The 26,982-nt window shown below is 43.3% G+C and carries 22 protein-coding genes; 10 read left to right on the top strand and 12 right to left on the bottom strand.

Going from position 1 to position 26,982, the window contains the following annotated elements:
* The first annotated feature begins 77 nt into the window (after positions 1–77).
* A complete protein-coding gene (locus tag SWP_RS16290; protein ID WP_020913690.1) occupies positions 78–920 on the top strand; it encodes an HDOD domain-containing protein in 843 nt (280 codons plus the stop codon).
* Positions 921–1,382: 462 nt separating this feature from the next.
* The gene (locus tag SWP_RS16285; RefSeq protein ID WP_020913689.1) at positions 1,383–2,870 is read left to right on the top strand and encodes a putative bifunctional diguanylate cyclase/phosphodiesterase; all 1,488 of its coding nucleotides are present in this window, start codon (positions 1,383–1,385) and stop codon (positions 2,868–2,870) included.
* Positions 2,871–2,879: 9 nt separating this feature from the next.
* Here the strand turns inward: SWP_RS16285 and SWP_RS16280 are convergent, their stop codons facing one another.
* Positions 2,880–3,326, bottom strand: a complete 447-nt coding sequence (locus tag SWP_RS16280; RefSeq protein ID WP_020913688.1) for a thioesterase family protein — start codon at positions 3,324–3,326, stop codon at positions 2,880–2,882.
* 259 nt (positions 3,327–3,585) lie between these two features.
* Between SWP_RS16280 and SWP_RS16275 the strand changes: the two genes are divergently transcribed.
* The 3 genes from SWP_RS16275 (at position 3,586) to SWP_RS16265 (ending at position 8,955) form a co-directional block, all read left to right on the top strand.
* Positions 3,586–4,029 carry an OsmC family protein gene (locus SWP_RS16275; RefSeq protein WP_020913687.1) on the top strand — a complete coding sequence of 148 codons (444 nt, stop codon included), beginning with the start codon at positions 3,586–3,588 and terminating at the stop codon, positions 4,027–4,029.
* Between the two features lie 322 nt (positions 4,030–4,351).
* Positions 4,352–7,450, top strand: coding sequence for an EAL domain-containing protein (locus SWP_RS16270; RefSeq protein ID WP_020913686.1), 3,099 nt, complete (start codon positions 4,352–4,354; stop codon positions 7,448–7,450).
* Positions 7,451–7,614: 164 nt separating this feature from the next.
* Positions 7,615–8,955: a DEAD/DEAH box helicase gene (locus tag SWP_RS16265; RefSeq protein ID WP_020913685.1), complete on the top strand. Its 1,341-nt coding sequence runs from the start codon at positions 7,615–7,617 to the stop codon at positions 8,953–8,955.
* A gap of 71 nt (positions 8,956–9,026) precedes the next feature.
* Here the strand turns inward: SWP_RS16265 and SWP_RS16260 are convergent, their stop codons facing one another.
* The 5 genes from SWP_RS16260 to sigZ form a co-directional block, all read right to left on the bottom strand.
* Positions 9,027–9,317: a hypothetical protein gene (locus SWP_RS16260; protein ID WP_020913684.1), complete on the bottom strand. Its 291-nt coding sequence runs from the start codon at positions 9,315–9,317 to the stop codon at positions 9,027–9,029.
* Positions 9,318–9,826: 509 nt separating this feature from the next.
* The gene (locus tag SWP_RS24235; RefSeq protein WP_187148509.1) at positions 9,827–9,976 is read right to left on the bottom strand and encodes a hypothetical protein; all 150 of its coding nucleotides are present in this window, start codon (positions 9,974–9,976) and stop codon (positions 9,827–9,829) included.
* A gap of 65 nt (positions 9,977–10,041) precedes the next feature.
* On the bottom strand, positions 10,042–11,211 hold the full coding sequence (locus SWP_RS16255) for a MalY/PatB family protein (protein WP_020913683.1): 1,170 nt from the start codon (positions 11,209–11,211) through the stop codon (positions 10,042–10,044).
* Positions 11,212–11,375: 164 nt separating this feature from the next.
* Positions 11,376–12,836, bottom strand: coding sequence for a glutathione synthase (locus SWP_RS16250; protein ID WP_044556007.1), 1,461 nt, complete (start codon positions 12,834–12,836; stop codon positions 11,376–11,378).
* A gap of 201 nt (positions 12,837–13,037) precedes the next feature.
* Positions 13,038–13,574: an RNA polymerase sigma factor SigZ gene (gene sigZ / locus SWP_RS16245; protein WP_020913681.1), complete on the bottom strand. Its 537-nt coding sequence runs from the start codon at positions 13,572–13,574 to the stop codon at positions 13,038–13,040.
* A 266-nt stretch (positions 13,575–13,840) separates the two neighbouring features.
* On the opposite strand from sigZ, the gene SWP_RS16240 reads away from it, so the two are divergent.
* The 3 genes from SWP_RS16240 to SWP_RS16235 all read left to right on the top strand — a co-directional run bounded on the left by SWP_RS16240 (position 13,841) and on the right by SWP_RS16235 (position 15,101).
* On the top strand, positions 13,841–14,293 hold the full coding sequence (locus SWP_RS16240; RefSeq protein WP_020913680.1) for an energy transducer TonB: 453 nt from the start codon (positions 13,841–13,843) through the stop codon (positions 14,291–14,293).
* A 162-nt stretch (positions 14,294–14,455) separates the two neighbouring features.
* On the top strand, positions 14,456–14,629 hold the full coding sequence (locus SWP_RS24510; protein WP_228371076.1) for a hypothetical protein: 174 nt from the start codon (positions 14,456–14,458) through the stop codon (positions 14,627–14,629).
* Positions 14,630–14,753: 124 nt separating this feature from the next.
* The gene (locus SWP_RS16235) at positions 14,754–15,101 is read left to right on the top strand and encodes a hypothetical protein (RefSeq protein ID WP_228371075.1); all 348 of its coding nucleotides are present in this window, start codon (positions 14,754–14,756) and stop codon (positions 15,099–15,101) included.
* A gap of 35 nt (positions 15,102–15,136) precedes the next feature.
* Here SWP_RS16235 and SWP_RS16230 read toward each other — a convergent pair whose 3' ends face one another.
* Both SWP_RS16230 and SWP_RS16225 read right to left on the bottom strand, forming a co-directional pair.
* Positions 15,137–16,033 (bottom strand): mechanosensitive ion channel family protein, encoded by an 897-nt coding sequence (locus tag SWP_RS16230; protein WP_020913676.1) that lies wholly within the window; start codon positions 16,031–16,033, stop codon positions 15,137–15,139.
* On the bottom strand, positions 16,034–18,391 hold the full coding sequence (locus SWP_RS16225) for an AAA family ATPase (RefSeq protein ID WP_020913675.1): 2,358 nt from the start codon (positions 18,389–18,391) through the stop codon (positions 16,034–16,036). It lies immediately after the preceding gene.
* Between the two features lie 207 nt (positions 18,392–18,598).
* Here SWP_RS16225 and SWP_RS16220 point away from each other — a divergent pair, with 207 nt between their 5' ends.
* The gene (locus SWP_RS16220; protein ID WP_020913674.1) at positions 18,599–19,666 is read left to right on the top strand and encodes a CobW family GTP-binding protein; all 1,068 of its coding nucleotides are present in this window, start codon (positions 18,599–18,601) and stop codon (positions 19,664–19,666) included.
* Positions 19,667–19,831: 165 nt separating this feature from the next.
* On the top strand, positions 19,832–20,944 hold the full coding sequence (locus tag SWP_RS16215; RefSeq protein ID WP_020913673.1) for an energy transducer TonB: 1,113 nt from the start codon (positions 19,832–19,834) through the stop codon (positions 20,942–20,944).
* Between the two features lie 93 nt (positions 20,945–21,037).
* Here SWP_RS16215 and SWP_RS16210 read toward each other — a convergent pair whose 3' ends face one another.
* The 4 genes from SWP_RS16210 to SWP_RS16195 form a co-directional block, all read right to left on the bottom strand.
* Positions 21,038–21,607: a LutC/YkgG family protein gene (locus SWP_RS16210; protein ID WP_020913672.1), complete on the bottom strand. Its 570-nt coding sequence runs from the start codon at positions 21,605–21,607 to the stop codon at positions 21,038–21,040.
* 4 nt (positions 21,608–21,611) lie between these two features.
* Positions 21,612–22,985 (bottom strand): lactate utilization protein B, encoded by a 1,374-nt coding sequence (locus SWP_RS16205; protein ID WP_020913671.1) that lies wholly within the window; start codon positions 22,983–22,985, stop codon positions 21,612–21,614.
* Positions 22,986–22,993: 8 nt separating this feature from the next.
* The gene (locus SWP_RS16200) at positions 22,994–23,737 is read right to left on the bottom strand and encodes a (Fe-S)-binding protein (RefSeq protein ID WP_020913670.1); all 744 of its coding nucleotides are present in this window, start codon (positions 23,735–23,737) and stop codon (positions 22,994–22,996) included.
* Positions 23,738–24,151: 414 nt separating this feature from the next.
* A complete protein-coding gene (locus tag SWP_RS16195) occupies positions 24,152–26,971 on the bottom strand; it encodes an FAD-binding and (Fe-S)-binding domain-containing protein (RefSeq protein WP_044556004.1) in 2,820 nt (939 codons plus the stop codon).
* Between the last annotated feature and the right edge of the window lie 11 nt (positions 26,972–26,982).

Raw genomic sequence — 26,982 nt, 5'->3', positions numbered from 1 at the left:
TGAAACCTGCACTTTCAAGAGGCTTGGGTATATACTCGACCAGCCGCAAATTAATACGAATAATATAGGGAGTAAAGATGTCAAAAGAGCATCAAGTATTAGTTGGTTTGTTGAGAAAGTTAAAGGCAGATTCATTAGTATTACCGACCTTGCCAGAGGTCGCTATGAGGGTACAAGAGGTCGTAGGTCGCGACGACACTAGCCTAAAAGATGTTGCCGATATTATTGGGCAAGATCCTGCTATTTCAGCACGAATTATTCGAGTGGCAAATAGTGCTATATATTCACGAGGGATCCCAGCTGCTACCGTCAATGCTGCGATTAGTCGAATTGGGCTTGGCCAAATCAAGACGATAGCGACCTCTATTGCGATGGAGCAACTCTTTATTTCAACCAATGAGTTGGTATGGGAAGTGATGGATGAGGTATGGCGAACCTCAATTGATGTCACCTCCGCCGCGGTCGCTTTGTTGCAACTCTATAACCGCAAGCATCCTAATAGTGGACTAAATGCTGATACTCTGACACTTGCAGGCTTAGTGCATAATATTGGGGCTTTACCTGTATTGACTGAAGTCGAGGCTCACCCAGAGTTAGTTGATGATGTTAAACAGTTACGTTTATTAGTGCGTAAATTGCAAGGCCCTATAGGTCGTGCTGTTCTTAAAAACTGGGCTTTTTCACCAAGCGTAATGGAAGTTGTTGAGCGTTGGGCGGACCTGTCTTACACCAGCGAAGAGGTGGGTTATCTTGACTTTATTCGCGCGGCTGCACTATATACCGGCGAGCTACGGTCGGGTAATGAGTTAGAGGCTAGGTTGGCAGTTTTTAGCGCTAAAGCAATCCCAGTATCTCCTTCAGAGTTAGCAAGTGATGAATTTCTAGAGATTTACTACTCAATTAAAGCGAGTTATGAGTAAGCGGCTTATTAAAGGCTAGGCTATAGTTTAATACCAATTGCATTAAGTATTTGACCAGTTCAGAGCCCCTCAGCCTTTTCAATTCAAAGCGCATTGGTAAAGAAATGGTTATTTCCTTTTAAGCCAATGCAAAGCAGAAGTGGAAAGACTGAGGGGCTCACGTAGTGCGGCTGAGGTTAAACAAATTGGCAAACGCTGTATGCTTCACTATGGGATTTGGATATACGACTAAATGGATTTAGGAGGTAGAGCGAAGCAGGATGCCAGAGCCGAGAATAACTATTAGCTCAAATTCCACTACTTGCCTACAGCGTTTTGAATTTCCGCTGAATGGTCAAACTTTTAATGCAATTGGTATAAGGCAGCTTTAGAATGAATAACATCAGGTTTCCTTACAGCATCAAATTCATGAGGAACAGGCGATTAAAATGCCTAGGCAGATAACGGTTAAAGTTATATTGAATGGATAACGTTGAGCTACTCTCGATCGCATGTATGGTACTTGTGCTGCTTTTGGCTATCGCTTTTTGGCGGTTTCTGCTTTGCCGGCGCCAACTCAAGCAATTGTACTCGTCGGTAAGTCACTCTTCAGATGAACCTTATCTGCTTAATGTTTCATTAGAGAGTTCGCCACAATCACTCTCGCAAGTTGAGGAGATGGTTTCTCAATTAAAACAGCAATTGCATCAAGCTGGATTCGATAAATTAACCGGGCTAAGCAATCGCTTAAGCATGAAGCAAAAGTTGGCTAGCATGATGCCGCTCAAGCAGGGAAGTTTAGTCTTACTTGATATATATCGATTCCGTTATGTGAATGACCTTTTTGGATTTAGTTTTGGTGATGAATTGCTAAAGCAAATTGCTAACAGGATTGAAGTGGATGTCCATTCTAGTTCTGCTATCGCTAGAATGAATGAAGACGAGTTTCTGATCTATTTTCCAGATGGAATAACAGAGACTGAGCTTGATACCTTTATTGAGTATTTGCAACAGCCCTATAGTGTATTTGAAAGTCCTATTACAGTTAGAGTTCAGGTTGGTCATTTGGGGCTGGAGCGTTTTCATGGTGACATCAGCACCATGTTGCGCCGGTTAGATTTAGCCCTTAAAAAAGCTAAACAGCTCGATAGAACCATTGCTCATTATGAACTTGGTGATGACGCGGTGCAGTTGCGTGAAGTATCGATTATTAATAGCTTAGTCAAAGCGCTTCAGGACGGCGAGCTCTATATGGTCTATCAGCCTAAACAAAACTTTCAGCCACTAGGGTGTAATCAAGTTGAAGCGCTAATGCGCTGGCAACACAAAACTTTAGGCAATATCTCTCCCGCTGAGTTTATTCCGCTCGCAGAGTATGCCGGAATGATCGATTTAATTAGCCAATGGGTGCTTGATCAGGTTGTTATTCAACAGGCTAAGTGGCGTGAATTGGGGCTCGAGCTGCAAGTTGCTGTAAATTTATCGACTCAAGATTTGAAGAACCAGGCGCTTATTCAAGAGATTGAAGCTAGGTTATTCAAGTACCAACTTCCTGCTAATGCACTGTCAATAGAGCTCACAGAGAGTAAATTGATGGAAGATATTGATGGTGCTGTTCTTGCTATTAATCGATTACGCAGTATTGGGGTTGATATCGCTATTGATGACTTTGGTACAGGCCATTCTTCACTCGCATATTTGAAATACTTACCCGTTGACGAAGTAAAAATAGATCAAGCTTTTGTTGAAGGACTAGAAACCGATCCGCAAGCAAAACACATTATGGATACCAGTATTCGTTTAGCAAAAGGTTTGGGGTTTAAGGTTACTGTGGAAGGCGTTGAAACGGAGGTAGTTAAACAGATAATTGTTCAAATGGGCGTAGATAAAATTCAGGGGGATGTGTTTGCAAAGCCGCTGACTCCGGCCGAACTCGAGGTTAAGTGGCCGAAGTTGTCATCAGTTATCTAGTCGCGTTAATTAAAAAGTAACAGGCTCTGAAAATGCTTCGCCAAGTCGATTGATTAATATCTGAGGCATTGGACAAAGTTGACGGTTCTTGTTCATACATATCATCTCGATTTGTGCCGTTACTGCAGGCTTTTTAGCGTTAGGCCGCCAGATTTCTTGTTGCCAAACTGTGCGATATTTACTTTCAAAATAGAAACGAGTTCTAATATCGATAATGTCAGCAAACTCTACGCCGTCATGACAAAGCATGTCACTGCGATAAACTGCAAAACCCAAGTCATGCTCATCCCATAAACTCGCTAAGCTCTTAGCACCAATCACATGTTCACGAGCACGCTCAAAATACTTTAAGAAATTAGGGTGGTACACAACACCAGAAAAATCGGTATCTTCATAGTAGATCTGTACCGGAAAGTTAAAGGTTTTACTCTGTTGTACTGATTTAGTCGAGGGCATGTTTATTGTGGTCTAATGATAAATATTGATAAAAGTCGCACCAGTTTAACATACCTAAGTGCAAACCACTTGCTGTGGTTGATTTCAATGACTGCTTGCACGTTCAACGGTGACATAAACAGTGCTTGGCGCTAGCGTAACAATCAGTGAAATCGAGTGACTTTTAGTTGAATGTTAAAACTGTGAGACTAATTTGAGTTTTTGCCAGTAAATCTATTAGAATAACTCATTGAAATAAATCTAATGGAGTGGTGTAAAAATGGCGAACAAGACTATTGAAGTAAATACACACATGTCGGAAGGTTGGAAAGTGACGGCGGACATTCGAGAGCATCAGCTTATCATTGATCAGCCAACCGGCGGCAATGAAGGAGCTAACCCACTAGAGACGTTCATTTTCTCATTGGCTGGCTGTATTTCAACCATAGCCAAAATGGTTGCTAGAGAGCAAAAAATAGATCTGCAACAGTTTAATGTGTCGATGAAAGCACAACTTAATACTGCTGGGTTACTCGGTAAACCTTCTGAGGATCCTGTTGGTTTCAAATTGATAGATGTTATCGTAGTCATGGATGCTCAAATGAATGATATTCAGCTTGACGATGAGCAGAAAAGTCTATTTTTGGATACTGTTTGCCATCGCTGCCCTGTGCATGAAAATCTACTGAAACCTACACTTGTTAATCATAGTGTTGGTGAGTAGCAGCTAACTACACATGGTTGAGTGAGTGTGGCTTACTCCCCACTCATTCGGCTTTGCAAGGGTAACTTTTCATTCTATTATTACCCAGCCCTAATGTAATGGATACTTGTGCTGGTAGTGCTAAATATTAGCCTAACGTTAATAGCTTAACTTTCTGACTAGATACCTACTCCATTGCATTAGCTATTAGCCTCTAATTACAGTCTGCTGCAAATTGCACTTCGGAAAGTAAGGGTAATTGTAAGGTAGTATTAATTACCCCTTAATCTGCTAGAATATTGTTCAATTAGATGTAAGTTAATGCACGGACGAACAGTTCTTTATGGATCAAAGTTTATTTTTCTCGCTTATTCAAAATGCAGCGCTATTGCTAGCAATGGTGTTCGTATATGACGCGTTCCCGCGCAGTCATAAGCGAGAGTTAGATGTCCTCTGGAGAGTGGGTATTGGCGCCCTTGTCGGTGTTATTTCTATTTCGGTAATGTTGAGCCCTTGGGAATATACGACAGGCGTATTTTTTGATTCAAGAACGGTGATCCTTGGGATCTCCGGTATGTTTTTCGGTGGGATCCCGACACTTGTCGCTGTGGCTATTAGCGGCCTGTTCCGACTTAGTGAAGGAGGTGTGGCTGCATGGTCAGGGATAGGCACAATCATGACTTCGGGCCTAGTCGGCTATTTATGGGGTAAGTACCGTAAAGGCGATATTGGCGATATTCGTTTTAGGGAACTGCTGATCTTTGGCTTCAGTTTACACATTCTAGCGCTACTTTGGGGCTTGGTGTTACCCTTTGATGTTGCATTGTCACTGCTTAAACAGATCACTTTACCTTTCCTTATTATTTTCCCTATTACCACGGCTTTACTGGGAATGCTGCTATCTCGGCGCATTGAGATCCAGCGAGACCAAAAGATAAAGCTGCAAGACCACCTTTTGTTTAAATCTCATTTTCAAGCGGGCAGTATGGGCATTGCTATCACCGATGTTGATCATCAGTGGATCAAGGTGAATCCAAACCTTTGTCAAATGTTGCAATATAGTGAGCCTGAGCTACTTGAGTTACTTTGGGCTGACCTTCTACATCATAGTGACTTTAATCTTTATAGCCACTATTACGCCGATATGCTAGCGGGAGAAACCGATGAGTTTGAACTCGATATCAGACTTATTGCTAGCGACGACTCTATTGTTTATACCCATATGACTGTGGCATGCCAACGCAACCAAGATAAAGTTGAACTGGTTATTGTTGGTTTGCTTAACCGAAGCTCACAGAAACAAGCTGAAATGGCCATGCTGGCTAGCCAGGAGCAACTCGCGCTGGTGCTAGGTAGTAGTGAGCTGGGGTTCTGGGACTGGGATATTGTTAATAATAAGGTAGAGCGTAATGAACTCAGCGCTAACTTGCTGGGCTGTGATGTCACGACACTTAATGAAAACCCTAAGCTGTGGACGCGTGCAATTCACCCCAATGATAGAGTGAAAGTGCTCCGTTCTATAGATGAGCACCTCAGCGGTGTCAGCGAACAGCATAAAATAGAGTACCGAATGTATGCTCATACTGGGGAAATTCGCTGGATTTTGGATTCAGGAAAAATCGTTAGTCGGGATGAAAACAATAAACCGTTGCGTATGTGTGGAGTGCATTCTGATATCACTGATAGTAAGCGAGTCGAAGAGTCTTTAAAATTAGCTGCATCGGTTTATAACAACAGTAGCGAAGCGATGAGCGTGCAAGATGAAGCTGGTGTTATTATCACCACTAACTCAGCTTTTACCGATATTACTGGTTATAGCGAAGATGAAATTAAACAGCAAAATATTCAAGTTCTGCAGTGTAAACGTAATAATTACAGCGTATATGAACAGATTAGCTTGTCAGTAGAGGAGACGGGACGTTGGCAAGGGGAGATGTGGCTCAGACGAAAAAATGGCGAAGAGTTAGTGGTTTGGTTAACAATAAATACGCTATTTGATTCAGAAGCTCAAACAGAGCGTCGAGTGGCGCTATTTTCCGACATTACCGATAAAAAACAGGCTGAACAGATTATCTGGAAACAGGCTAATTATGATCCTTTAACTGGTTTGCCGAATCGCCGCATGTTGCTTGATTATCTTGGTAGCGAAATTTTAAAGTCAGATCGACGAGAAAAACACTTCGCATTAATGTTCCTCGATCTCGATTATTTTAAAGAGGTAAACGATACGCTTGGTCATGATATGGGAGATTTACTGTTAACTGAAGCTGCTAAGCGCCTAAAGAGCTGCATTCGAGACAGCGACGTGGTTGCCCGTTTAGGCGGTGATGAATTTACTGTGGTGCTTTCTGGGATAACAGATATAAAAGGCGTGGATAAAGTCGCCCAAAATATTTTGAATCGCCTAGCAGAACCTTTTAGCCTTGGAGAAGAAACTTCTTATATCAGTGCAAGTATTGGTATTACTCTTTATCCCGATGATGCCAGTAGTATTGAAGGGCTACTCAAACATGCTGATCAAGCCATGTATGCGGCTAAAGATCAGGGGCGTAATCGATTCCATTATTTTACACCGTCAATGCAGCGAAATGCCAAGTACCGGATGCGCTTGATCCAAGATTTACGACTTGCGGTGACCAACCAAGAGTTTGAACTTTATTATCAGCCAATAGTATGTTTAACGGGGGATCCTAGCGTTAAAGCTGAAGCGCTTATTCGTTGGCATCACCCTAAGCGTGGCCTAGTGTCTCCCATCGAATTTATTGCTGTTGCGGAAGAAACTGGCTTAATCGTAGAGATTGGTAATTGGGTTTTTCAACAAGCTGCGCGTCAGTGCGCGCTTTGGCGTGATAGATTCGGAATTGAAGTACAGATCAGTATTAATAAATCCCCGGTACAATTTAGAGATGAAGGAGAAAGTCTTGATTCTTGGGTTGCACTGCTTAAAACGCTAAACCTTAGTCGGAACTCTATCTGCGTCGAAATTACTGAAGGTTTATTATTAGATAGTAACCAGGCTATTTACAGTAAGTTAGAGCAGTATCGCAATGCTGGCATGCAAATATCACTGGATGATTTTGGTACTGGATACTCCTCTTTAGCATACCTTAAAAAGTTCGATATCGACTTTTTAAAGATTGATCAATCTTTTACGCGAAACCTCGACAGTAATAGCGATGATTTTACCCTTTGTGAAGCGATAATTGTCATGGCACATAAGCTCGGTATGAAAGTGATAGCCGAAGGAGTAGAAACAGCCTATCAGCGTCAGGTGCTTGCAGATGCGGGTTGCGACTATGGTCAAGGTTATCTGTTCTCAAGGCCCGTTACAGCAGAAGAGTTTGAGGCTAGCTGCATCACAGCCGCTTTAGAGCATGAGCAAAATGCATCGCCGCAAGAGAGTCATTCAGACGCAATCGTGACAGTTAACAAAAGTAAGTAATTAGCATTCAGCTAGATGCTTTAGCTTTTATGCCTAATGGCTTCGCGGATAAATAGCTAGTCCCCACCGCTTTGCTGAACTTGGTAGTATTATCTGTGCTGGGTTTTTGATAGACTCCGCGCTCACTTTTACTCCTTCATTTTATAACCTGTATTGAGCCGACCATGAACTTTGATGCATTTGATCTACACCCTCACATTTTAGATGCTGTATCGAAACGCGGCTATAAAGCGCTAACCGAAGTTCAGTGCCACGTGTTACCTGTTGCAATGCTTGGGCAAGATATTATGGCTTGTGCACAAACTGGTACAGGGAAAACGGCTGCATTTGCACTCCCCTTACTCAATACCCTTGTTGGGCAAGCATTGCAGCAGAGCAAAGTTGCTGAAGAGGATACCTTTAATCAATACAGGTCTGAGTTAAAGGTTTTAGTGTTAACACCAACTCGTGAGCTTGCCATACAAGTCGCAGATAATATTCAAGCTTATGCCCAGTGTTTACCTTTTAAAACAGCAGCGGTTTATGGCGGCGCCAACATGAACCCACAGCGTAAAGCTGTACAAGCTGGAGTTGATATTTTAGTTGCGACACCTGGCAGACTGTTCGATCTAATCGGTCAGTTCGGTTTGGATTTAGGCTGCGTCACTCACTTAGTGGTTGATGAAGCCGATCGCATGCTAGATATGGGCTTTGTTAGAGATATTGAAAGAGTGAAAAGGCTGGTGGCCGTTGAGCATCAAACACTATTTTTCTCAGCCACTTATAGTGAAGAGGTAAAAGCTTTAGCGCAGAAGATGTTAGTTGCGCCTGAGTGGATCGATGTGACTACCGCAGCCACTGCCAGTAAAATAGCCCAAGAGGTTTACTTAGTTGATAAGCGTCGTAAAGCTGAATTGTTATCGGAGTTGGTAGGCCGTAATAATTGGCAGCAGGTACTGGTTTTTGTCAGTAGTAAAGAGAGTGCTGAACACTTGCATAGCGAATTGAAGCTCGATGGCGTAAAAAGTGCTGTATTTCATGGTGATAAAACGCAAGGCTCTAGAAACCGAGCATTAGAAGAGTTTAAAAACGGTAAGTTAAGAGTCATGGTCGCCACTGATGTTGCCGCGCGCGGGCTGGATATTGAGGCTTTGCCATTGGTGATTAACCTTGAGCTGCCTTTTGCAGCAGAAGATTATGTCCATCGAGTAGGGCGTACGGGACGTGCGGGCCTAGAAGGTCGAGCCATATCATTTGTATCTCCGCAAGATAAAACGATGTTGAGTGAGATTGAAACGATTATTGAAATGACACTACCTTGTATTACATTGCCAGGTTATGAACAGGGCGCCCCTTTACCTGCACGCTATCGCGATGTCACCACAAAGCCGGTGAAAGAGAGAAGCCATAATAAGCGTAAATATCAAGAAAAACGCCGTAGTGAGTCAAAATCGGGTCAAGCTAACGCGACTAAAAGTAGCGGTGATAAGAACCGTTATGGGCGTAGTAAGAATCGAACTAAGTAACGGTTACTGACAATAATGATGAGCTTGCTAATTAGCCTCATCATTGAGTCATGTCGTAGTTGAAGCATAATTTATCGCTCTTCTGCGGACTCGTCGGATAAATTAAGGATCCACCCAGCGATCTCATTAATTGAAGTTTGTTTGCCATTAAATAAGCGCATTGTTAGTCCACCATACAATAGTGCGTAAGCTTGATCAGCATTAGCTTCGCCGACAATATGCCCAAGCTCATTAATAAACTTGCTGTCGGCTATCCTCAATGCATTATCATTAGCGATATCTTGGCTGCTTTTGTTTTTTATATAATCGAGTAGCAGAGTCAGCTCACCTGTAAAGCGTTCATCTAATGCCGTGATCAACATGATGATCGCTTGCTCCTTACTTTCGGGAATAGCACTTTCTTCTTCAATTCCGTATCGCTTCTTGGGTTCCAGCGCCAACTAGGTGCAAGCGAAGGTAAACATCAAACTTAATATTAGCAAAGTGATATGTTTCATCATTAATTGCTTTGATTACTTTAATTCCTTTGATTACTTTAATTACTATCCTTAGCGAATAGACTAGCGCGTGTGAGTTATGCTCTTGTATATCGGTACTGTATGAGCACAAATTGAGGATAGTAAACAACTTGATAATTGCAAATTGGTGGGGTTATAAGGGGCTAACTGGTGAGTTATGGATACTGCATTTCCAATAACAATACCCAATGCAGCCCCCTCATATATTCACTGAATTGGGGAGATGAGCATATTTATATGAGCACAGCTTGCCGAGACAAGCTGCGCTGTTATCGGGTGATTTTGATGACTAGGGGCTGTTGATCTTTCGAGCTTAGTTTTTGTTCGGTTCTTTACCGTAAGGAATAATGCTTCTAGTACAAGGCTTGAGCGATAAAGCTTAGCTGGCTAAGTGAAAAGCTCATAACACCGTAATAGAAGCATTGAAGCGAACCCAAAGGGCCGCGTTTCTTGGCTATTTTTACTGTGTTGTAGACTATTTGTGGAGAATAACTAAACGGCATAGCCTCCGCCTTGTCAAAATAGCCAATAAACTGCGGCAAAAACAACCGTGAAAGATCAACAGCCCCTAATGATTAACAGCTGATTTTAGCTGCTTCAGAGAAGCTTGCACTTGCTCTAAAGGGGAAGCAAAATTCATTCGATAGAAGTTTTCATCTGCTTCGCCAAACCAAGTGCCAGGGGTTAATGCCATCTGCGCTTGCTCTGTTAATAGTGCTTTTAGCTCTGTTGATGAAAGTCCGAGTCCACTAAAATCAAACCAGATCTGATTGGTACCTTCTGGGACGAAGGTTTTTACCTGAGGCAGCTGTTTTGTCATAAACGCGACAATCCAATCTCGGGTATTCTGGGTATAACTTAGGAAAGAATCAAACCACTCTTTACCCTGCTGATAAGCGGCAATTGTGGCGTAGGTTGTAAATGCATTTCCGTGGTCAAGTGACATTGATGTTGAGGTCGCTTTGATTTTTTCACGTAATGCTGTGTTATCGCTGTAGATATAGCCATTAGATATACTGTTTAGTCCGAAGTTTTTCGCGGGTGATCCAATAATAGTTAGGCTGTTTTCATAATCTAATGCAGCCATACTGGTGAACGTCGAACCCTTAAAAATAATATCGGCATGTACTTCATCACTGATGATAATTGTTTGATATTTCTTAGCGATTGCGACTAACTGTTGCAGTTCTGGCTCCGTCCATACTCGGCCTACTGGGTTGTGTGGATTGCACAAAAGCACCATTTTTACTTTTCCGCTTTGCAGCTGTGCTTCAAAATTTTCAAAGTCGATGACATAACGGTCGTTTTCAATCTTCAGAGTGTTGTTGACCGCAGTGCGGCCAGCAGACTCAATTAAACGGCGGAACTGGTGGTAAACAGGTGTTTGAATGAGGATGCCATCGCCCTCATTGGTAAAGTCGCGGATTAGCATGGCGATAGCACTTAACACACCAGGCACTTGAACAAAGTGCTCAGGGTTCAACTTAAGGCCGTGGCGATCTTGGTTCCAGTCGGCAATAGCATTGAACACCGTTTTGGAGTCGAACTCATATGAGTAAGTTTCTCGGCTTACCAATTGCTGCATTGCATGAGTAATGGGGGAGGCGATAGGAAAATCCATGTCAGCGATCCAGTAGGGGATTACCTCTTCAGTGCCGTAGATTTGCTTAAGCATATTGCTATCACGTTTGATAAATTTATCGCTGATTTCAGTTTGTTTGGCTGTGACTTGGAACATTTACTCTCTCCGATTATTAGGAACTGTTGAGCTTTGGAACAAAAACTAAGTTCGAAAGGTCAACAGTTCCTAAGGTTTATACTAGTAAGACGTTGTAGGGTGAGCAAAGACGCAAATAAAGTGATTTATTAGTCGGAAACATTTTACTATTGAGATTTCTCCAATCATTCAACCAGCGTAAGTGAGTCTAGAATGCCTTTACCACTGTGAATACCACCTTCATTTTCACAGGCGGGTTTGCTGCGGATTAAATACCCTGCGTAACCATTTAATTGCGTCACCGGTTTTGAGTCGAAATAGGCACTAAATAAACCAATTTCACTGATGAGATTATCTACTTGCAGTTGCTTACCGTTACGAACAGCTAGGGTCGGTTGTTCACGTTCATGGGGATATAAACGTAGCATTAGTGCCCATGCGTCATATTCTTCAGGATCTAGTTGCGCTAGCTTTTCATTTATATCGTCACCAAATATACAGTGACCACCGCCTTCACCTTGGTTTTTTAGCACCCAATCTTGTTTGATAGCCTTACTGTTAAACCAAGCGATAGTGTCAGCGTTAATAGGTTTCATCTCAGCTAAAACCTTTTTGACTAATCTCGCTTCTGCAAGATTAAGCCCCCATCGCGCGTACTCCTCAATAGGCGTTTGAGTGAGTAGCATCTGCATGGTTTTACTGGTTGCGAGTTGCTGGCTGAAAGTCGCGTTAACCGCTACATGGTGTTGCTCTATAAATAGTCTAGTTTCACTTAAGGTTTGGCAGCATATCGACTTGTCGAGCTTGGGAACATGGTAGTCTGAATATTGATAGCCAGCACGTAAATACACCATGTCGATAGCGCCCACACCTTGTAATATTAAGCGCTGTTTTGTGCCGCTTGAAAGCTGTGAACTTAACTGTTTGAAAGTACGTCTAACGGTGCGTAGTCCAAGCTTTTGTAGCTCAACTTCAAGTAGGTGTTGATCGTAAACGTTGTCTTCATTTTCTTGAACCACCATTAGAAAAGTCGGTTTACCTGATTCTTTAAATGCAGCTCTAACCTTGGTGGCTGCTAACTTGATGGCATAGGAAAGTTGTTCAAGCCCATGGTTTTCAGCTGGGGTTGCACGCTTGTTTTCAATCCAATCATGATAAATATCAGGCCATTGACTGTGCATATAGCGGTGAAACTCGGTAGCGCGTTGGCCAAAAGGCGCCATTCCTGCTGCGATACTATTAAACTCGATAACCTTAGCACCAAGTTTACGGTCATCCATAAAATCAGTACGCATTAATAACAGCGGTTTGCGGGCAGGGTGAACTCGAGCGTTAATTTTGCCATGAGCTTGCTGATGCAGAGATAACAGTCGAGCAAAAAACGGATCGGCTTTAGCTACGCCTAACAGTGATGCCTGCAGAAAGTCGTGATCTTCAGAAACGTTATTAATCAATTTGCTCAATATTGGTGTCACTTCTACTAGCTGCTCAAATGTTTCGCTCTCCATTGTTATTGGAGCAATGCTAAAAGGGCAGTGTCTAGCGCTGTTATCAGCTTGACGAAAAGCGACTCCATGCATGATGGCCCACTCGGTCGCATCTTCAATGACTTGCTTTGTTAACAAGGAGTTGGCGTTATTGTGCATGACTTTTAATCCTATCTGTAGAGCGGCTCTATCATTACTGTTTTGCTGAGACTGCTCGATGCTAGCAGGTTTTAGGGGCGCAATAATTCGTGCGCTACTTGCTAGGACGCAGGAATAACAGAAAGGATGCAAAAATTGACAATAAATGCTGAACTAGTTATCTCTTTAGTAGATTTTGCTATGGGCTCTATCTATTGAGGATTAACATTTACTGCATTCAGGCTTTTTAGGCATGTAATCGATAATACCTTGTTGCCCTATTTCAAAGTCACAGCAAGCCATCATCTGCTCTCTAAATTTAACGCGGCTTCTTTGAACTCTACTTTTAGCGCCTGATAGCGATAACCCTAGCTCATCGGCAATCGCTTGTTGCGATATCCCTTCTAGTTCAGCCATACGCAGCGGAGTGGCATATTTTTCTGGTAATTCGTTAATTAGTGGCCGTAAACATTGGGCTAACTCTTTATGTGCTTGCGTGCTTACATCTTCCTCTTCAATCGCAAGTTCTTCTGGCAGCGCATCGAGAGGTTGGCGAGCCCGATAAAAATCCATGATGGTGTTATAAGCGATGCGATAAAGCCAGCCTTTAAGGCTTCCTTTAGATTTGAGTTGGTGCAAGTTACTACTGGCTTTGATGTAAACATCTTGCAGTATATCGTCCACCGCATCAGCATCGTCAATACGTTTGCTAACGTAGCTGCGAAGCTGCGCCTTGTGGTTTTGCCATTCAGATAACATAAAAACTGCGCCTTATAATCAATATTACATTCTAACTATGACGTTGAAATGCCGAAAAAGATGCAAAAAGTTTTATTTAATTTGTCTATATAGAGTTTTAACATCTGAAACCAAATATGTATTTTGTATTGCCTGATTAAAGAGAGTATATGGCCTAAATAGTGAAAATAACTAATGAACATCAGTCTGTGCCAACTTTGTTTTCTGTGAGATATTCAACGTTAAATACTCGAAAATGAAACAATCTCTAATCTAAAGGAATGATTTTGAAATTTCTAATTATAGTGCTCATACCGCTACTTTCTGCGTGTGCTGCCACCTCTAGTCCATCTACTGATAATACATCCGCTCAACTAGACTATATTGATTTAACCGCAGAGCTTAATAAAGAGAGGCTGGATAATTACTGGGTCTCTTATAAGAAAGTCGAACCAAGGTTCCCACTTTCTGCCGCTAAAAAGGGGATTTCTGGCTGTGTTGATTTAGTTATAGGGATCAATTCAGAAGGAAAAGCGCAAGGTTACAAAGTTCGCTCCTCCTATCCAAAGGGAGTGTTTGATAAAAGTGCCGCGGCGGCCATAGCAAAGTGGCGTTGGAAAGCTGCTGAAGCAAACCCTGAGAGAAAGCCGGTCCTTACTTCTTATCAACTGGATTTCACTGTAAATACGACACGGGACAGAGAAAAGTACATGGCCCACTGCGTTAAAGACAAGGCTTAATGAACACGTTATAAACGAACATTTTATTAATGAACATTGTGAGTTAAGAAAAGGAGTTGTCATTGCAATCTAAGTTATTAAAAATAAAATTGAAAGCTAACTCACGTACTCCGCTGGCTGCACTTATTAAATATATTGAAGCTCATATAGCGCAACCAAAGTATGAGATGCAGCAAAAAAGGCTATTACTGGGATTCGCTATTTATTGAATCTAGCTCAGAGTGTGATTTTTTGCATATGGTGAGTAAGGCCGCTGACTTTTCTACCATTTTGATTAATGAAGATGAACCTATTGCGACTCCATTTCGAGCGGTTTATGAAGACTTTCGTCGTTAGTGCTGGGCTGCTGATGGTAACACTGATATTGAAGAGGTCGCTTGCTTTAATAGTGCTATGGTGTTTGAAGTTTGTCAGCGTTAAGATAAATAATATTGTATTACTTCTTCGAATGGCGGCCATATTGGAAACATGCGATCGATTGAACCAAACAAGCACCAATCAGTATAAGAATAAGCTAACAAAACTCTTTAGCTATTTGGGCACTAAAGCCTTGTTTATTCTGCTGTGTGTGTATGTTGTTGCTTGTAGTGATACTCAGCCACAAAAGCAAGTTTGCTCAGAGGCGTGGTTTGAAAAAGTAGATAGGCAAATAACCAGCGGTGATGGTCAAGGTCATGGCCCTGATTTAGGTTCTCTGGAGTGGCGCTCAGTGGTGGAATTTAAGCTCGGAGTCAGAGGTGATGAATCATTACCTGCTGCTGACTCTGAACGCTGGTGCGCTTATATCGACCAGCATTTTATCAACTAGTACTTTTTTCGACACTAGACTTGCAGATTAATCACTTAACGAGTGAGTCTAGTGCTTTGCATGATTGCGGGCGGGCAGATTTGCTGCTTTTTAAACTCCTGCATGACTTTAAGGGTGATATCTGTTTCAAATAGCTTTTCATATTTAATGTCTAGTACGTATGCCTTTAACGTGAGTTTAATGGCAAAGTAACTGTCGCTAATATCCTGTTTAACTAACACCACGATAGGTTTTGGTAGATGAATGTAGCGACTTGAAGCTGCGGCTTCTCTAATGATGTCGGTTGCTAGTGACAAGTCTTGATCCAATGCGACATGAAAGGGGATCACCACTTGCATGTCCAGCGCACCATAATTGCCACTGACCACCACATCACTTAAAAATTTACTGTTGGGGATAGTGATAATATCGTCAGTTAAGGTGCACATACGCACAGAGCGTAGGCCGATAGCGATAATGTCGCCATAATGCCCCTCAAAAGTCACTCTATCACCAACTTGAAATGGCCTGTCTATCATTACCGTTAAGCCAGCTATAAATGAAGCTGCAAGGTCTTTCATTGCAAAGCCAACCGATACTGCCAGCGTTCCTCCGATTAACGTCAATACTCTGTCGTCGACTCTAAAGCTGAGCATAAATACTGAAATCCCTGCCGTCATATAGACAAAAAACTGGAAGAAAGATTGTAGCTTTTGCGCCAGCATTCGCCTTTGCGCAAATTGGTTACTAATCGAGTCAACGATATTTTGCGTAAATTTCAGCATTAACCAGGCAACAAACAGTACTAACATTGATATAAATACACCGCTCCAGCGGATAAGACTGGCTATTTCGGTAAGGCTATCTAGGTTAGGCGATAGCGCTTCTGCCTGCGTTTGAAAACTACAGAGTAACGTCAGCAGTATGAGCGTTGAGTATGCTTTTATTTTCATCTACTTCACCAATAAATGTTGGTTATGCAAGGTATTGGTGATGTACCTAAACCAATGCGAAGATATTTTTGCCTTGTCGTCAATCAGTTCTATAAAGCCTCGGTTCTGAAAATAACGCAGAGTATTAAGTACCTCTGCAAAGCCCAGTTGGGTACAGGCCGCTAGCTCTTCTGCTGAGGCCACCTCTAGTTGCACGATGGCACGAAGAACGGCGAGCATAGGCTTTGGCATGCTTTCGAGCTCTTTGGCATCAGGGGCCTTGAAGATCCGTACAAACACTTCGCCGGTGGTTTTATCTTGGTGAAGAGATTGTCTGAAGAAACGCAGTGCAACACTCGGGTTGCCATCGGAGTAGTCCCATAAAATACGGTAAAACCCTTGTTCCGCACGCTCTATCTCAGACAGCTCCTGTTCATCCCATTGATTAGGTAGCTTTAAGCCTGCAAAACTCAAGATATTGTCGCCATCAGTTGCAATACGGCTACTGAGTAGGGCGGCAATTTGGGTCTCATTCCAGCGTGGCATTGCAATGACTTTATCAAACAGCAAGCGTTCTCCGCGAGCGCGGTCAACGAAGCGCCAAGCTGACTGTTCAACGCCAAGCAACATGCCATGTTGATTGCGACCTCGGCGGAGTAGTTTAGATAGTTTCATTAAGTTATTTAGTCCGCCGACTTTGGGGCTAATGATGCGCTGGCAATCATCGACACAAAAAATATAGCGTTTGTCGGTATTGCGTAGCAGTTTAATTAACTCAGTTTCATCGGCATCTTCAGGTAAGCCAACAGCGCTGTTAATCTGTGCTATCAGTGCGTTGAACCCTGCATGGGGGCAATTGATGTAAATAGCATCTTCTGACTGAGCGCGGTAGATGACCCTTTTTAATAGTGTCGTGAGTCCGAGTCCGCGCTCGCTGTAAATTAGTGCCATTGCTGGGGTGGGCGCTAATACATAGCGCGCGATTTCATTGAGTTCATTGCTGGCATAATCTTCAATGAGTTCACTCTCTTCATGGCCAGGAGTAACAAATTGATAGGTTTCATCGCCTTTAATTCGCACCATATTGGCGTTCTCTTTGTCAGCCTTACTTTGTTTTGCAACCTCGACTCTAAAGAAGTAGGCCAGTGCATGTTTAACGTTTTCGTACTTAGAAAGCTTGTTAAAAAGAGCTTGGAATAGCCGTTGCGAAAACAGTCGGTATACACCGATGAATGTGGCTATTGGCGCTAAAAATAGATTGTTGCGCTTTGATATAGCCCATAAAACGTAAGTTGGTTGCTCCTCACACTGAGCTAGCTGCTTAAAGACAATGTTACGCCAATCTCTTAATGTCTTTATCAGCAGAAGCAGTAATATAAGTGTTATTAGCGTTTTAACCCAAGCGTATATTGTTCCTTGGTAAACGCTCATTGCCGTAGCTTTTAATACAATAGCTGCTATCACAATAGTCCATACCCAATGCTTTACAGTGCGAACTCGTAGCTCAACAATCTCTGACTGATTATTGTAGTGGCTATGATGTGAAGCAAACTCGGTGATGATTCGAATAATAATGACGGCGGCAAAGCTCCAGTTAATCACCACGCTGAGATAATTGATGCTATCAAGGCTAGGTAAACCGACTAAGGTATTGAGCACAACTGAAAGGGTGATAAACCAAGCTAATGGTGCCTGTATTTTATTAAGGTAACGCCAAAAAGAGTGACTAATCGGTTCGCGAGTTAGTGGTTTGCATTTAGTGTGTTCGAGTTGAGTCACTATTAACTTTGGTGCATGTTTGAGCCACCATGATAGTAGCATTGCGATTAAAGCGAGCTTGAAAACTAATACTAATAGCGGGAAAGGGGAGACTTTAAGATCCGCTATGAATGTGGCTAAGCTTCTGAGCTGGAATACGAGTTGATAGTTGATGATGGCTTCAGTGACTTGAATCTCTAATAAAAGCTGCCTGACGCCATCGGGGCCAAATCCAGTAAAGCGTTCATTAACGCTAGCTGGCACATAAGCTAAAAGATACGCTTTGTTCTGGCTAAGACTATCAAGTGAAAGCCTCGTTTGTTCAATGCTATGCCAATTTTTGTCAGTGCTAGACTTTCTAAACTGTTGCAGTCGTTGATTAAGTGCTATTGCATGAGATTGTTGCTCCTCAAACGTGTCGATGAGTATGCTAGTTGCATGCTTTTGATCTCGAACTGTCGCAATGTGCTGTTCAGGCAATGCCTTGGTTCGTTGCGCGATTGATTGACTTTGTTTAGTTAATTCGGGCGCTTCAAAAGAAGACCAATTAGCGAAAAGATAACTAGGGAGCAGTGATGCTGCAACAAATGTTAGCCATAGCATGAGCTGTTTAGGTCGCATAGAAATGTCACACTCCATAGGCAAGTTTTTGATTTGTTACCTATAAAACCTAGCAGAAGCTACAAATTTTGCCGACGTTTTCCGTTGATAGCGCTTCTGCCCTGAAAGAGTGGCATGCGTTTCGGTTGATGATTCACACATCAGTGGTGACATGGACCTCCATTCCCGATTAGAATCTCGAGCAACTTGCGTTTAAGAGCAGCCGTTATGATCCAAAAAATAATCCCGACCAATGTGATTACCGGTTTTCTCGGTGTAGGGAAGACCTCATTCATTAAAACGTTACTAAGCCAAAAACCAGCTGATGAAGTGTGGGCGGTATTAGTCAATGAATTTGGCGAAGTAGGTATTGATGCTGGCCTGCTGGGTAATGATAACCAGCAAGTAGAAATTAAAGAGGTTGCTGGCGGCTGTATGTGCTGCGCAGCAGGTCTGCCGATGCAGGTAGCAATCAATCAGTTGATTGCTAAGGCTAAGCCTGACCGTTTATTGATTGAGCCGACTGGGCTGGGTCACCCTCAAGAGGTGCTAAAGGTGTTAACTCAGGCTCATTATCAGCAAGTGTTATCAATGAAGTCATGTATTACCTTAGTTGATGCGCGAAAGCTCAGCGATAGCCGCTATACCCAGCATGAGATCTTTAATCAACAATTGCAGGTGGCTGATCTGGTTCTTGCCAGTAAAGCTGATTGCTATGATGAAGCGCTTGTTGGCGAGCTGCAAGATTACCTTAAGACTAACGTTGAAAATCAAGCCATGGCGGTAGAGCGCTGGAGTTATACGCAGCATGAAGCGTTAATGCCTGCGATTCTAACATCAATCAACTTGCCTCATAAGCTGTCTGCTGCGACAAATGTCCCAGTCGCTCAAGCTGTTACTACTGCACCCAAAACGCGTTTGCTAGATATCAACTACAGTCCGCTATTTTCGCCAGATACCAGAGCGCAACAACTTGAGTTTGATGAGCGTGGGTTAGTATGTAAGACCAAGCAAGCCGATGGTTTTTACAGTTGTGGTTGGATATTCGATGTCAGCTACGAATTTGATTTTGATAAGCTGCTTGAACTTGTAAAAGGTCTCGATGTTGTTCGTTTGAAAGCGGTGATGATCACCAATGAAGGTATCGCTGGCTTTAATGGCGTCGAGTCTGAGTTATCAATTGTTGAGCTCGATGATGCGATGGCCTCTAGAATAGAGCTACTGTCTATGTCGGCTCTCAATCGTGAGCAGGTTGAGGCGGTATTGATAGCTGCAAGTAAAAGACTTGGGTGCTAGAGATAGTTCTAAAAATGAACAGCCCCTATTTATTCATAAGTATGACTTGTATAAGCATGTCATAAAAAAGTAAAGTAGCAAAAGGAATCGTTGTTATTGCGAAATAGCAGGCCCGTATACAGGTCTTAAATTTCCAATATGAGTTTATAAAACAGGATGTTAAAAATGAAATTATTCCACAAAGCTATCTTAACTGTAGCGTTATCTACCTCAATGTTAATGGTAAGTCCACTTTCAGCCTCTGAGTTTAGTGATGCTTATAAGGCTTACAAAGCCGCTGTAGTGGCAAAAAACAGTGCTGATATTGAGCAATATGCACTGCAAGCTTATCAGCTCGGTACACAAAAATTTGCCGCCGATAGTCTCGATGTTGCCATGTTAGCGCTTAATGCTGGCGATGCATCAATTAAAAATATGCCGGCTAATACCTATACTGAAGAAAATAAAGCTAAGGCTAACGCGCAACAAAAGCAGGCGTTTGCGCTGTATAAAGTTGCACTGGTTAATTACACCAAAGAGTATGGCGCTGACGCTGTTGAGTTAATCGATCCATTAATGGGCTTAGCTGATTCCAGTAGTAAGAAAGATGCTCGTGAGTACTTAAATGATGCCATAGATATTGCTGAAGACTCAGAAAATGCAATGCTGCTGGCCGATACGCAAAAAGCCTATTTCGAAATGCTGTCGAACAGTCGTTTCTATACTCGTACCGTCCGTAATTATATGCTTGATGCTTATAAAACCTACCAACAGTTACTACCTGAAAACTCGATGACGCGAGTATTAGCTGCTTACACAGTCGGTTCAATTGAATATGCCGAGAAACATTACGATAAATCAGAAACGGCATTGTTATATGTGATTGAGCAATTCGAAGCGCTTGATTTTGATCACCCCTATGAATTGGCTGCACACGCTAAGCTGGTTGAACTTTATGAAAAGCAAGGCGAGAGTGATAAATCAACTCAGCACTGTATTGCGATTGGTAGTATGCAGCCATGGAGTCCGGAGCAGGAGCAAACCCCTTTATACCGAGTCGCTCCTGACTATCCTGTATCGTATGTGAAAAGAAGAAAAGAAGGTTCGACTCAGATAAGTTTTACAGTTAATGAGATGGGCTTTGTCGTCGATCCGGTAATTATAGGTTCAAAAGGTGGCTCGGCATTTAGCAAGACCTCACTAGAGGCATTAAAAAAATGGCGCTATGCACCTAAGTTTGTTGATGGTAAAGCGGTAGCTGCAAAGTCGAGTGTTCAGCTCGATTACACGATACAGTAATTTCATTAATATAGAGAAATAAGAAAATGAGGTGACTCGATATGAGCACCTCATTTTTTATTAGCGATAGCCAACTTAAATTGGCCTAAAAAGCTAGGTCAGATAGACATTTAAACTACAGGCACCGTGAGCACCGACAACTAAAGCTTGCTCAATATCAGCCGTTTTAGAGGGGCCTGCGATATAAGTGCCAAACTCTCCCGGTGCTAATGTCATTAGTTTCGCCGCTTGATGCATATTGGCAACAATGCTTTTGGCTTCAATGACCAGTAGTAAGTTCTCACAGATAAAAGGCGTGACTCTATGGCCAAGACTTTTATTGTTAACCCAGATAGCACCATTTTCAGCGATGCCTAGATCACCTGGGATCACGGCATAATCAATATCTTTAAGCTCATGAGCTGTATCACTGACTTCACGATTACCGATAATGCCATCGACCATGGAGATGATCTGCATGCCCTTTGCAATATGCTCATCAACCGTAGTTTGCAAGGCGCTTAGGCCACCATCGCGGTGTAGAGTACCAGCAACGGTATTTAAGCTTGCTTCAAATTGACCCACTAAGTCATCGATGCGCGGCGCGATATCAATACATGGCATCGCTTGCGGGGTGATCGCGGCACTTTTAAGTGCATTGAAAATATCCTGTTTGCTCGACATGTTATTAACCTCTGTTTTTCTTAAACCAAGCTTCAAAACTTGAGTTTGGTGCCACTGGTAACTCGCGATATTTACCCCATGCTCCTGAGAAGGGCTTAAGCACACTACCTGGTAGTATTTTTAATGCTGTACGGGCGATGCCCATTGAACAGTTAAGTGCCGTTTCACTGGCCATAAACTTACCCACTAATGGCATGTAGCTAGACTTACCGTAAGGCAGTTTTCCAGCTTCCGATTTCAGTCTTCTATGGTGGTGAATAATCTTGTCCAGTGGCACTTTTGTTGGGCATACATAGGAGCAACTGCCGCATAATGTACAAGCCCAAGGAATGGAGTTGGTATCATCATTTTGCGCGCCAACGGCAATACCAATCGGCCCTGGAATGGTGTAGTTATAGCTGTAACCACCAGAGCGGCGATAAACCGGGCAGGTATTTAGGCAGCCACCACAGCGAATGCATTTTAGAGACTCTGCTAAGATCTTATCTTTAAGCATCTCAGTGCGGCCATTATCGACAATAATGACATGCATCTCTCCGCCTTGCTGTGGGCCGCGGTAGAAAGAGCTATAGGTAGTTATTGGTTGACCAGTAGCATTTCTTGCCAGTGTTCGTAGCAGCACGGCAGCGCTATCAAGATCGGGTACGACTTTGTCGATCCCCATTGAGTGCAGTTGCAACTTAGGTAAGTTAGCGCCCATATCGGCATTACCTTCGTTAGTACAAACCACCACTGCACCTTTATCAGCTACCGCCATATTGACGCCTGTCATTGCCGCATCGGCAGACAGAAACTGTTCACGTAGATGGCGGCGCGCAGCCCGGGTTAAATAAAGCGGATCGGATGCGCCAGCATCGGTGCCGAGCTTTTCATGAAATAGGTCGCCCACTTCCTCTTTTTTCATGTGGATCGCTGGCACCACAATATGCGATGGCGGCATTTTAGCAAGCTGAATAATTCGCTCACCTAAATCGGTATCTATCACCTCAATACCACGGTCTTCCAAATAGGGATTCATGTGGCACTCTTCGGTGAGCATCGATTTTGATTTAACCACTTTTTTGACTTGGTGCTTGGCCAAGATTTGATGCACTATTTTATTATGCTCTGCACCATCTTTTGCCCAGTGAACTTTGATGTTGTTGGCGGTACAGTTTTTCTCAAACTCTTCTAAATACTCAGTTAAATGCGTCAGAGTATGCAGTTTCATTTCTGAGCCAATTTGGCGCAACTGCTCCCACTCAGGCAAACTTCCTGCCGCTCTGTCACGTTTTTCACGCAGCATCCAAAGGGCCTTAGAGTGCCAATCTACCCGAGACTCATCTTTACAGAAGATCTCCGCTTTATGGGCATGAACGTTAGATTTTGAAGTCGACATGTCTGCTCCTATAGCGCTGCATTAATGATCTGCGCGATGTGGCGCGTCTCAATCGGTAATTTTTGGCGTCTCACCATACCGTCAATATGCAGTAGGCAAGAGGGATCAAATCCAACGGCGTATTTAGCGCCGGTTGCCGCATGAGCTTGAGCTTTATCTTTACCCATCTTGGCTGATACAGCGCCTTCATCGACCGCAAATGTGCCACCGAAACCGCAGCACTCATCGCGTCTATTGGGGTAGACAATATCAATCTCAGGTATGGCAGCCAGCACAGCTTCGAACTTGTTCATGCGCGGTCCCATCTGCTCACTCGGTGTGGCCAAGTCCAGCATGCGAATACCATGACAGCTCATCTGTAGGCTAATTTTGTGGGGGAAGGGCTTGCTAAATGCCGGAATAGGCGCGACATCATGCAAGAACTCTGTTAATTCATATAGTTTTGCTATAACAGCTTGCGCTTCTGGGCTGTCATCAAACTCATGAAAATTTTCTTTTGCAGCGACTAAGCAAGATGCAGCAGGGCAGACGATGGCATCGCATTCAACACCTTTAAAGGCATTGAGCAGTTTTAAAGTGGTTTTTTTGGCTTCGTTAAAGCAGCCTGAGTTTGTCATTGGTTGGCCGCAGCAGGTTTGACCGCTAGGCAGGATGACTTGGTGACCGAGTTTCTCTAGTAGTTCAAGTGTCGCGATCCCAACTTCTGGGACCATTTGGTTCACTAGACACGGAATGAAAAGTGCTATCTTCATTGTGCTTTCTCTTCTATTTGCAGACATTATTATGCGATTTAAGAGCCGCAAAAAGCCTGCACGAAGCGGACTTTAACTTAGCTCGATATTCGCTTTAGATTTCCTCACCCGATTAATATAGGCGCATAACCTTATAAAAAGTAGTGCTAATTTAGTAAATAAGGAGGGGGACTTTTGCAAAAATGAAAATAAGCTAGGTAACTGTATAATATGGATATATTGAGTTAAAGCTCTAATCTTGTAAATCTTATATTTGAAAAGTGGAGGGAGTGAGGTTGAGAATGGTATGTTAATGAAAAGCAAAAAGAATTAGAGGCTGAGATAGCCTCTAATTCTTTACCTTTATCCTGCTAAGCTTAAGTTTGTTCGCTGGTCACCAACAGGTGAAGCTAAGCAAGTTATTTAATGCTGATACTATCGGCTGCACTCTTCTAGCAAGTACGCTAAGTGGCGGTATGACACACCGCTGTGTTGAGTTAAGCCAACTTCACACATGCGGTTAGCGTAATAGCCCTCTTTTACATCAACAGGAATGAGCTTTTTGATATTACGTAGCGCACAGGCATTGATTTCAGGCTTATAAAGCCCTTTCTCACCCGCGTAACCACAGCAATCAATACCCGCTGGACGTATCACTTGTGTGCTACAAGCATCGACAATCGCTTGCATTTTTGGCTCAATCTTCATCTTACGTGCGCTGCAACCAAGGTGCAGTGCCACTGCAGGTTTCTTAGCGGTTATGGTTAACTTATCCAACAGTTTGTCATGGATAAAGTCGACCATGTCAACAATCTCGACCTTATCGGTTAATGAGCTATCAGCAGCAAGAGTGCGATAAGTACAAGATAATGCATCAATAATGACTGGCAGTTTTCCACCCTGCGTCATAGAGGCGACCGCTTCAATCAGCTCTTTACGTTTTGCATCGGCGTTCTTAAAATCGCCCTTTGATTCCCACATTTGACCACAGCATAGGTCACGGGTTTTCTCTGGGGTGATGACGTTGTAACCTGAACGTTCTAGCAAGGTCACGACCACTTCTGGCAAGGTTCTATTGTCGGGATCTTTTGGCGTCGGACCAAAGGTGCGGCCACCACAGGCGGGGAAGTAAACTACGGTTTCTTGCCCTGGAATTGGCGCTGAGAGCTTAGGTAGCTTGCCACCTTTAGGGAAGTCTGGATTCCAGTAAGGCACTTCTTTAGTGACGACTCGCCCCGCTTTCATTATCGCTCCGGTGACGGCGCTACCAGTGATCTTGTGGATAGTGCCTAATACGTCAAAGCCTGTGCTAATAACTTGGTTAACTGCGCCAAAGTGCTTAGCTTGGAAGTCGAGTACTTTTTGCTCTGTGGTGCTGATGTAAGGGGTTCTTAACTTGCGCACTAACTGACCCATGCTGTTGTCAACAGGGCAGGCGATAGTACATAGCTGACAAGCTGCGCAGGTATCAACTACATCGTATTTAGCGGCTGCACGCATTTCGCTGGCAGCTTGCTTATCACCAGATTGTTCTAAGCGCTCAATTTCACGCAAAGTCGCAATACGCTGTCGTGGTGACATATTAAGCGCTGATGTTGGGCAGGTTTTTTCACAGAAACCACATTCAATGCACTTGTCGACGAGATCATCAACAACTGGGCAGGGCTTAATATTCTTCACGTGAATCTGGCTATCGTCGTTAAGAATAACGCCAGGGTTTAGCAAACCTTGTGGGTCAAAAATCTGCTTAATACGTTTCATTAAGGTATAAGCATCGCTGCCCCATTCCATCTCTACAAAGGGGGCCACGGCACGGCCGGTGCCATGCTCTGCTTTCATTGAGCCGTCATACTTGTTGATCACCATTTCAGCGACATCCTGCATAAAAGCATGGAAGCGCTCAATGTCGGCTTGCGAGTTGAATGTTGGGGTGATGATAAAGTGGAAGTTTCCGGCTAAGGCGTGACCATAAATCACGCCTTCTGGGTAGTTGTGTTTATGGAATAGCTCGGTTAAATCGTGAGCAGCCGCCGCAAGATGTTCTAGCTCAAAAGCAACATCTTCAATGATGACAGAAGTCCCTTTTGGTCGCTCGCCGCCAATAATTGGGAACAGTCCCGAGCGCATCGCCCAATACTGACCAAATACTGCTGGGTCGTCACTAAAGGTGATAGGGCGCTCAGTATCAATATGGGCAAGTTTTGCAATAACATCTTGGGTGTAGCGCTCAAGCGTCTCTTTATCGTTAGCACGGGATTCAATAAGCAAAATTGAAGCGCCTTCAGGTAGCTCTGACAGCCATAAAGGCATGCCTTGTTTACCTGTGACAGACTTAATCGATGCCCAATCCAGCAGTTCGGCAGCGGCTACACTATCGCCAACTAACGGTGGAATCGCTTTTGCCGCATCTTCCATGTTGAAAAATACCGCCATTGCCGATGCTTTAAAGCGCGCTTCATCGACGGTGTTGTAGGTCACCTCTTCCACAAAAGCGAGAGTGCCTTCGGCGCCAACAATCAAATGGTTGATAAGCTCAAACGGATCGCTAAAGTCGACCAACGCATTAAGGCTATATCCGGTAGTGTTCTTAATAGAGAATTTTTTGCGAATTCGGTCAGCTAACGTTTGATTGCTAACGGTCATTTCAGCTAAATCGAGTAGCGATTTTATCAGCTGTGGATGAGACTCACTGAAGGCTGCTTTTGACTTTTCGCTGCCAGTATCAAGTTCACTGCCATCCGCAAAAAGTAACTTTGCAGATGCAATGGTTTGATAGCTGTTTTGCGCAGTACCACAACACATGCCAGAGGCATTATTTGACACAATCCCGCCTATTTTTGCTGAGGCAAGTGTCGCTGGGTCGGGACCAATTTTCTTATTTAGCGGTTTAAGGGCTGCGTTTGCATCAGCACCTATCACCGCTGTACCTAACGTAATTTGCTCTGCATCATCACTGACTCTTAAGGTTCTGAATCCATCATGGCCCAAAATGAGCAGAATGCCCTCACCAATGGCTTGACCTGAAAGGCTAGTTCCAGCCGCTCTAAAGGTGACTGGCGCGCCGTAAGTACGCGCAATTGCCAGTGTACGCTTAGCTTGCTCTATCGTGTCAGCGTGGACAACTATTTCTGGCACAATTCTGAAATAACTGGCGTCAGTTGACCAAGCAAACCGGCGCACAGGATCATTTGTTGCTGCGTCTTCACCGACTTGCCTACGTAGATCTCTTAATACAGCTTCATAATTAATTGACATCAATTCTATCT

It is taken from the genome of Shewanella piezotolerans WP3 (assembly GCF_000014885.1).
Lineage (GTDB): Bacteria > Pseudomonadota > Gammaproteobacteria > Enterobacterales > Shewanellaceae > Shewanella > Shewanella piezotolerans.
The sequence above is the reverse complement of the archived record's forward strand: the minus strand, read 5'-3'. Positions and strand labels throughout refer to the sequence as shown.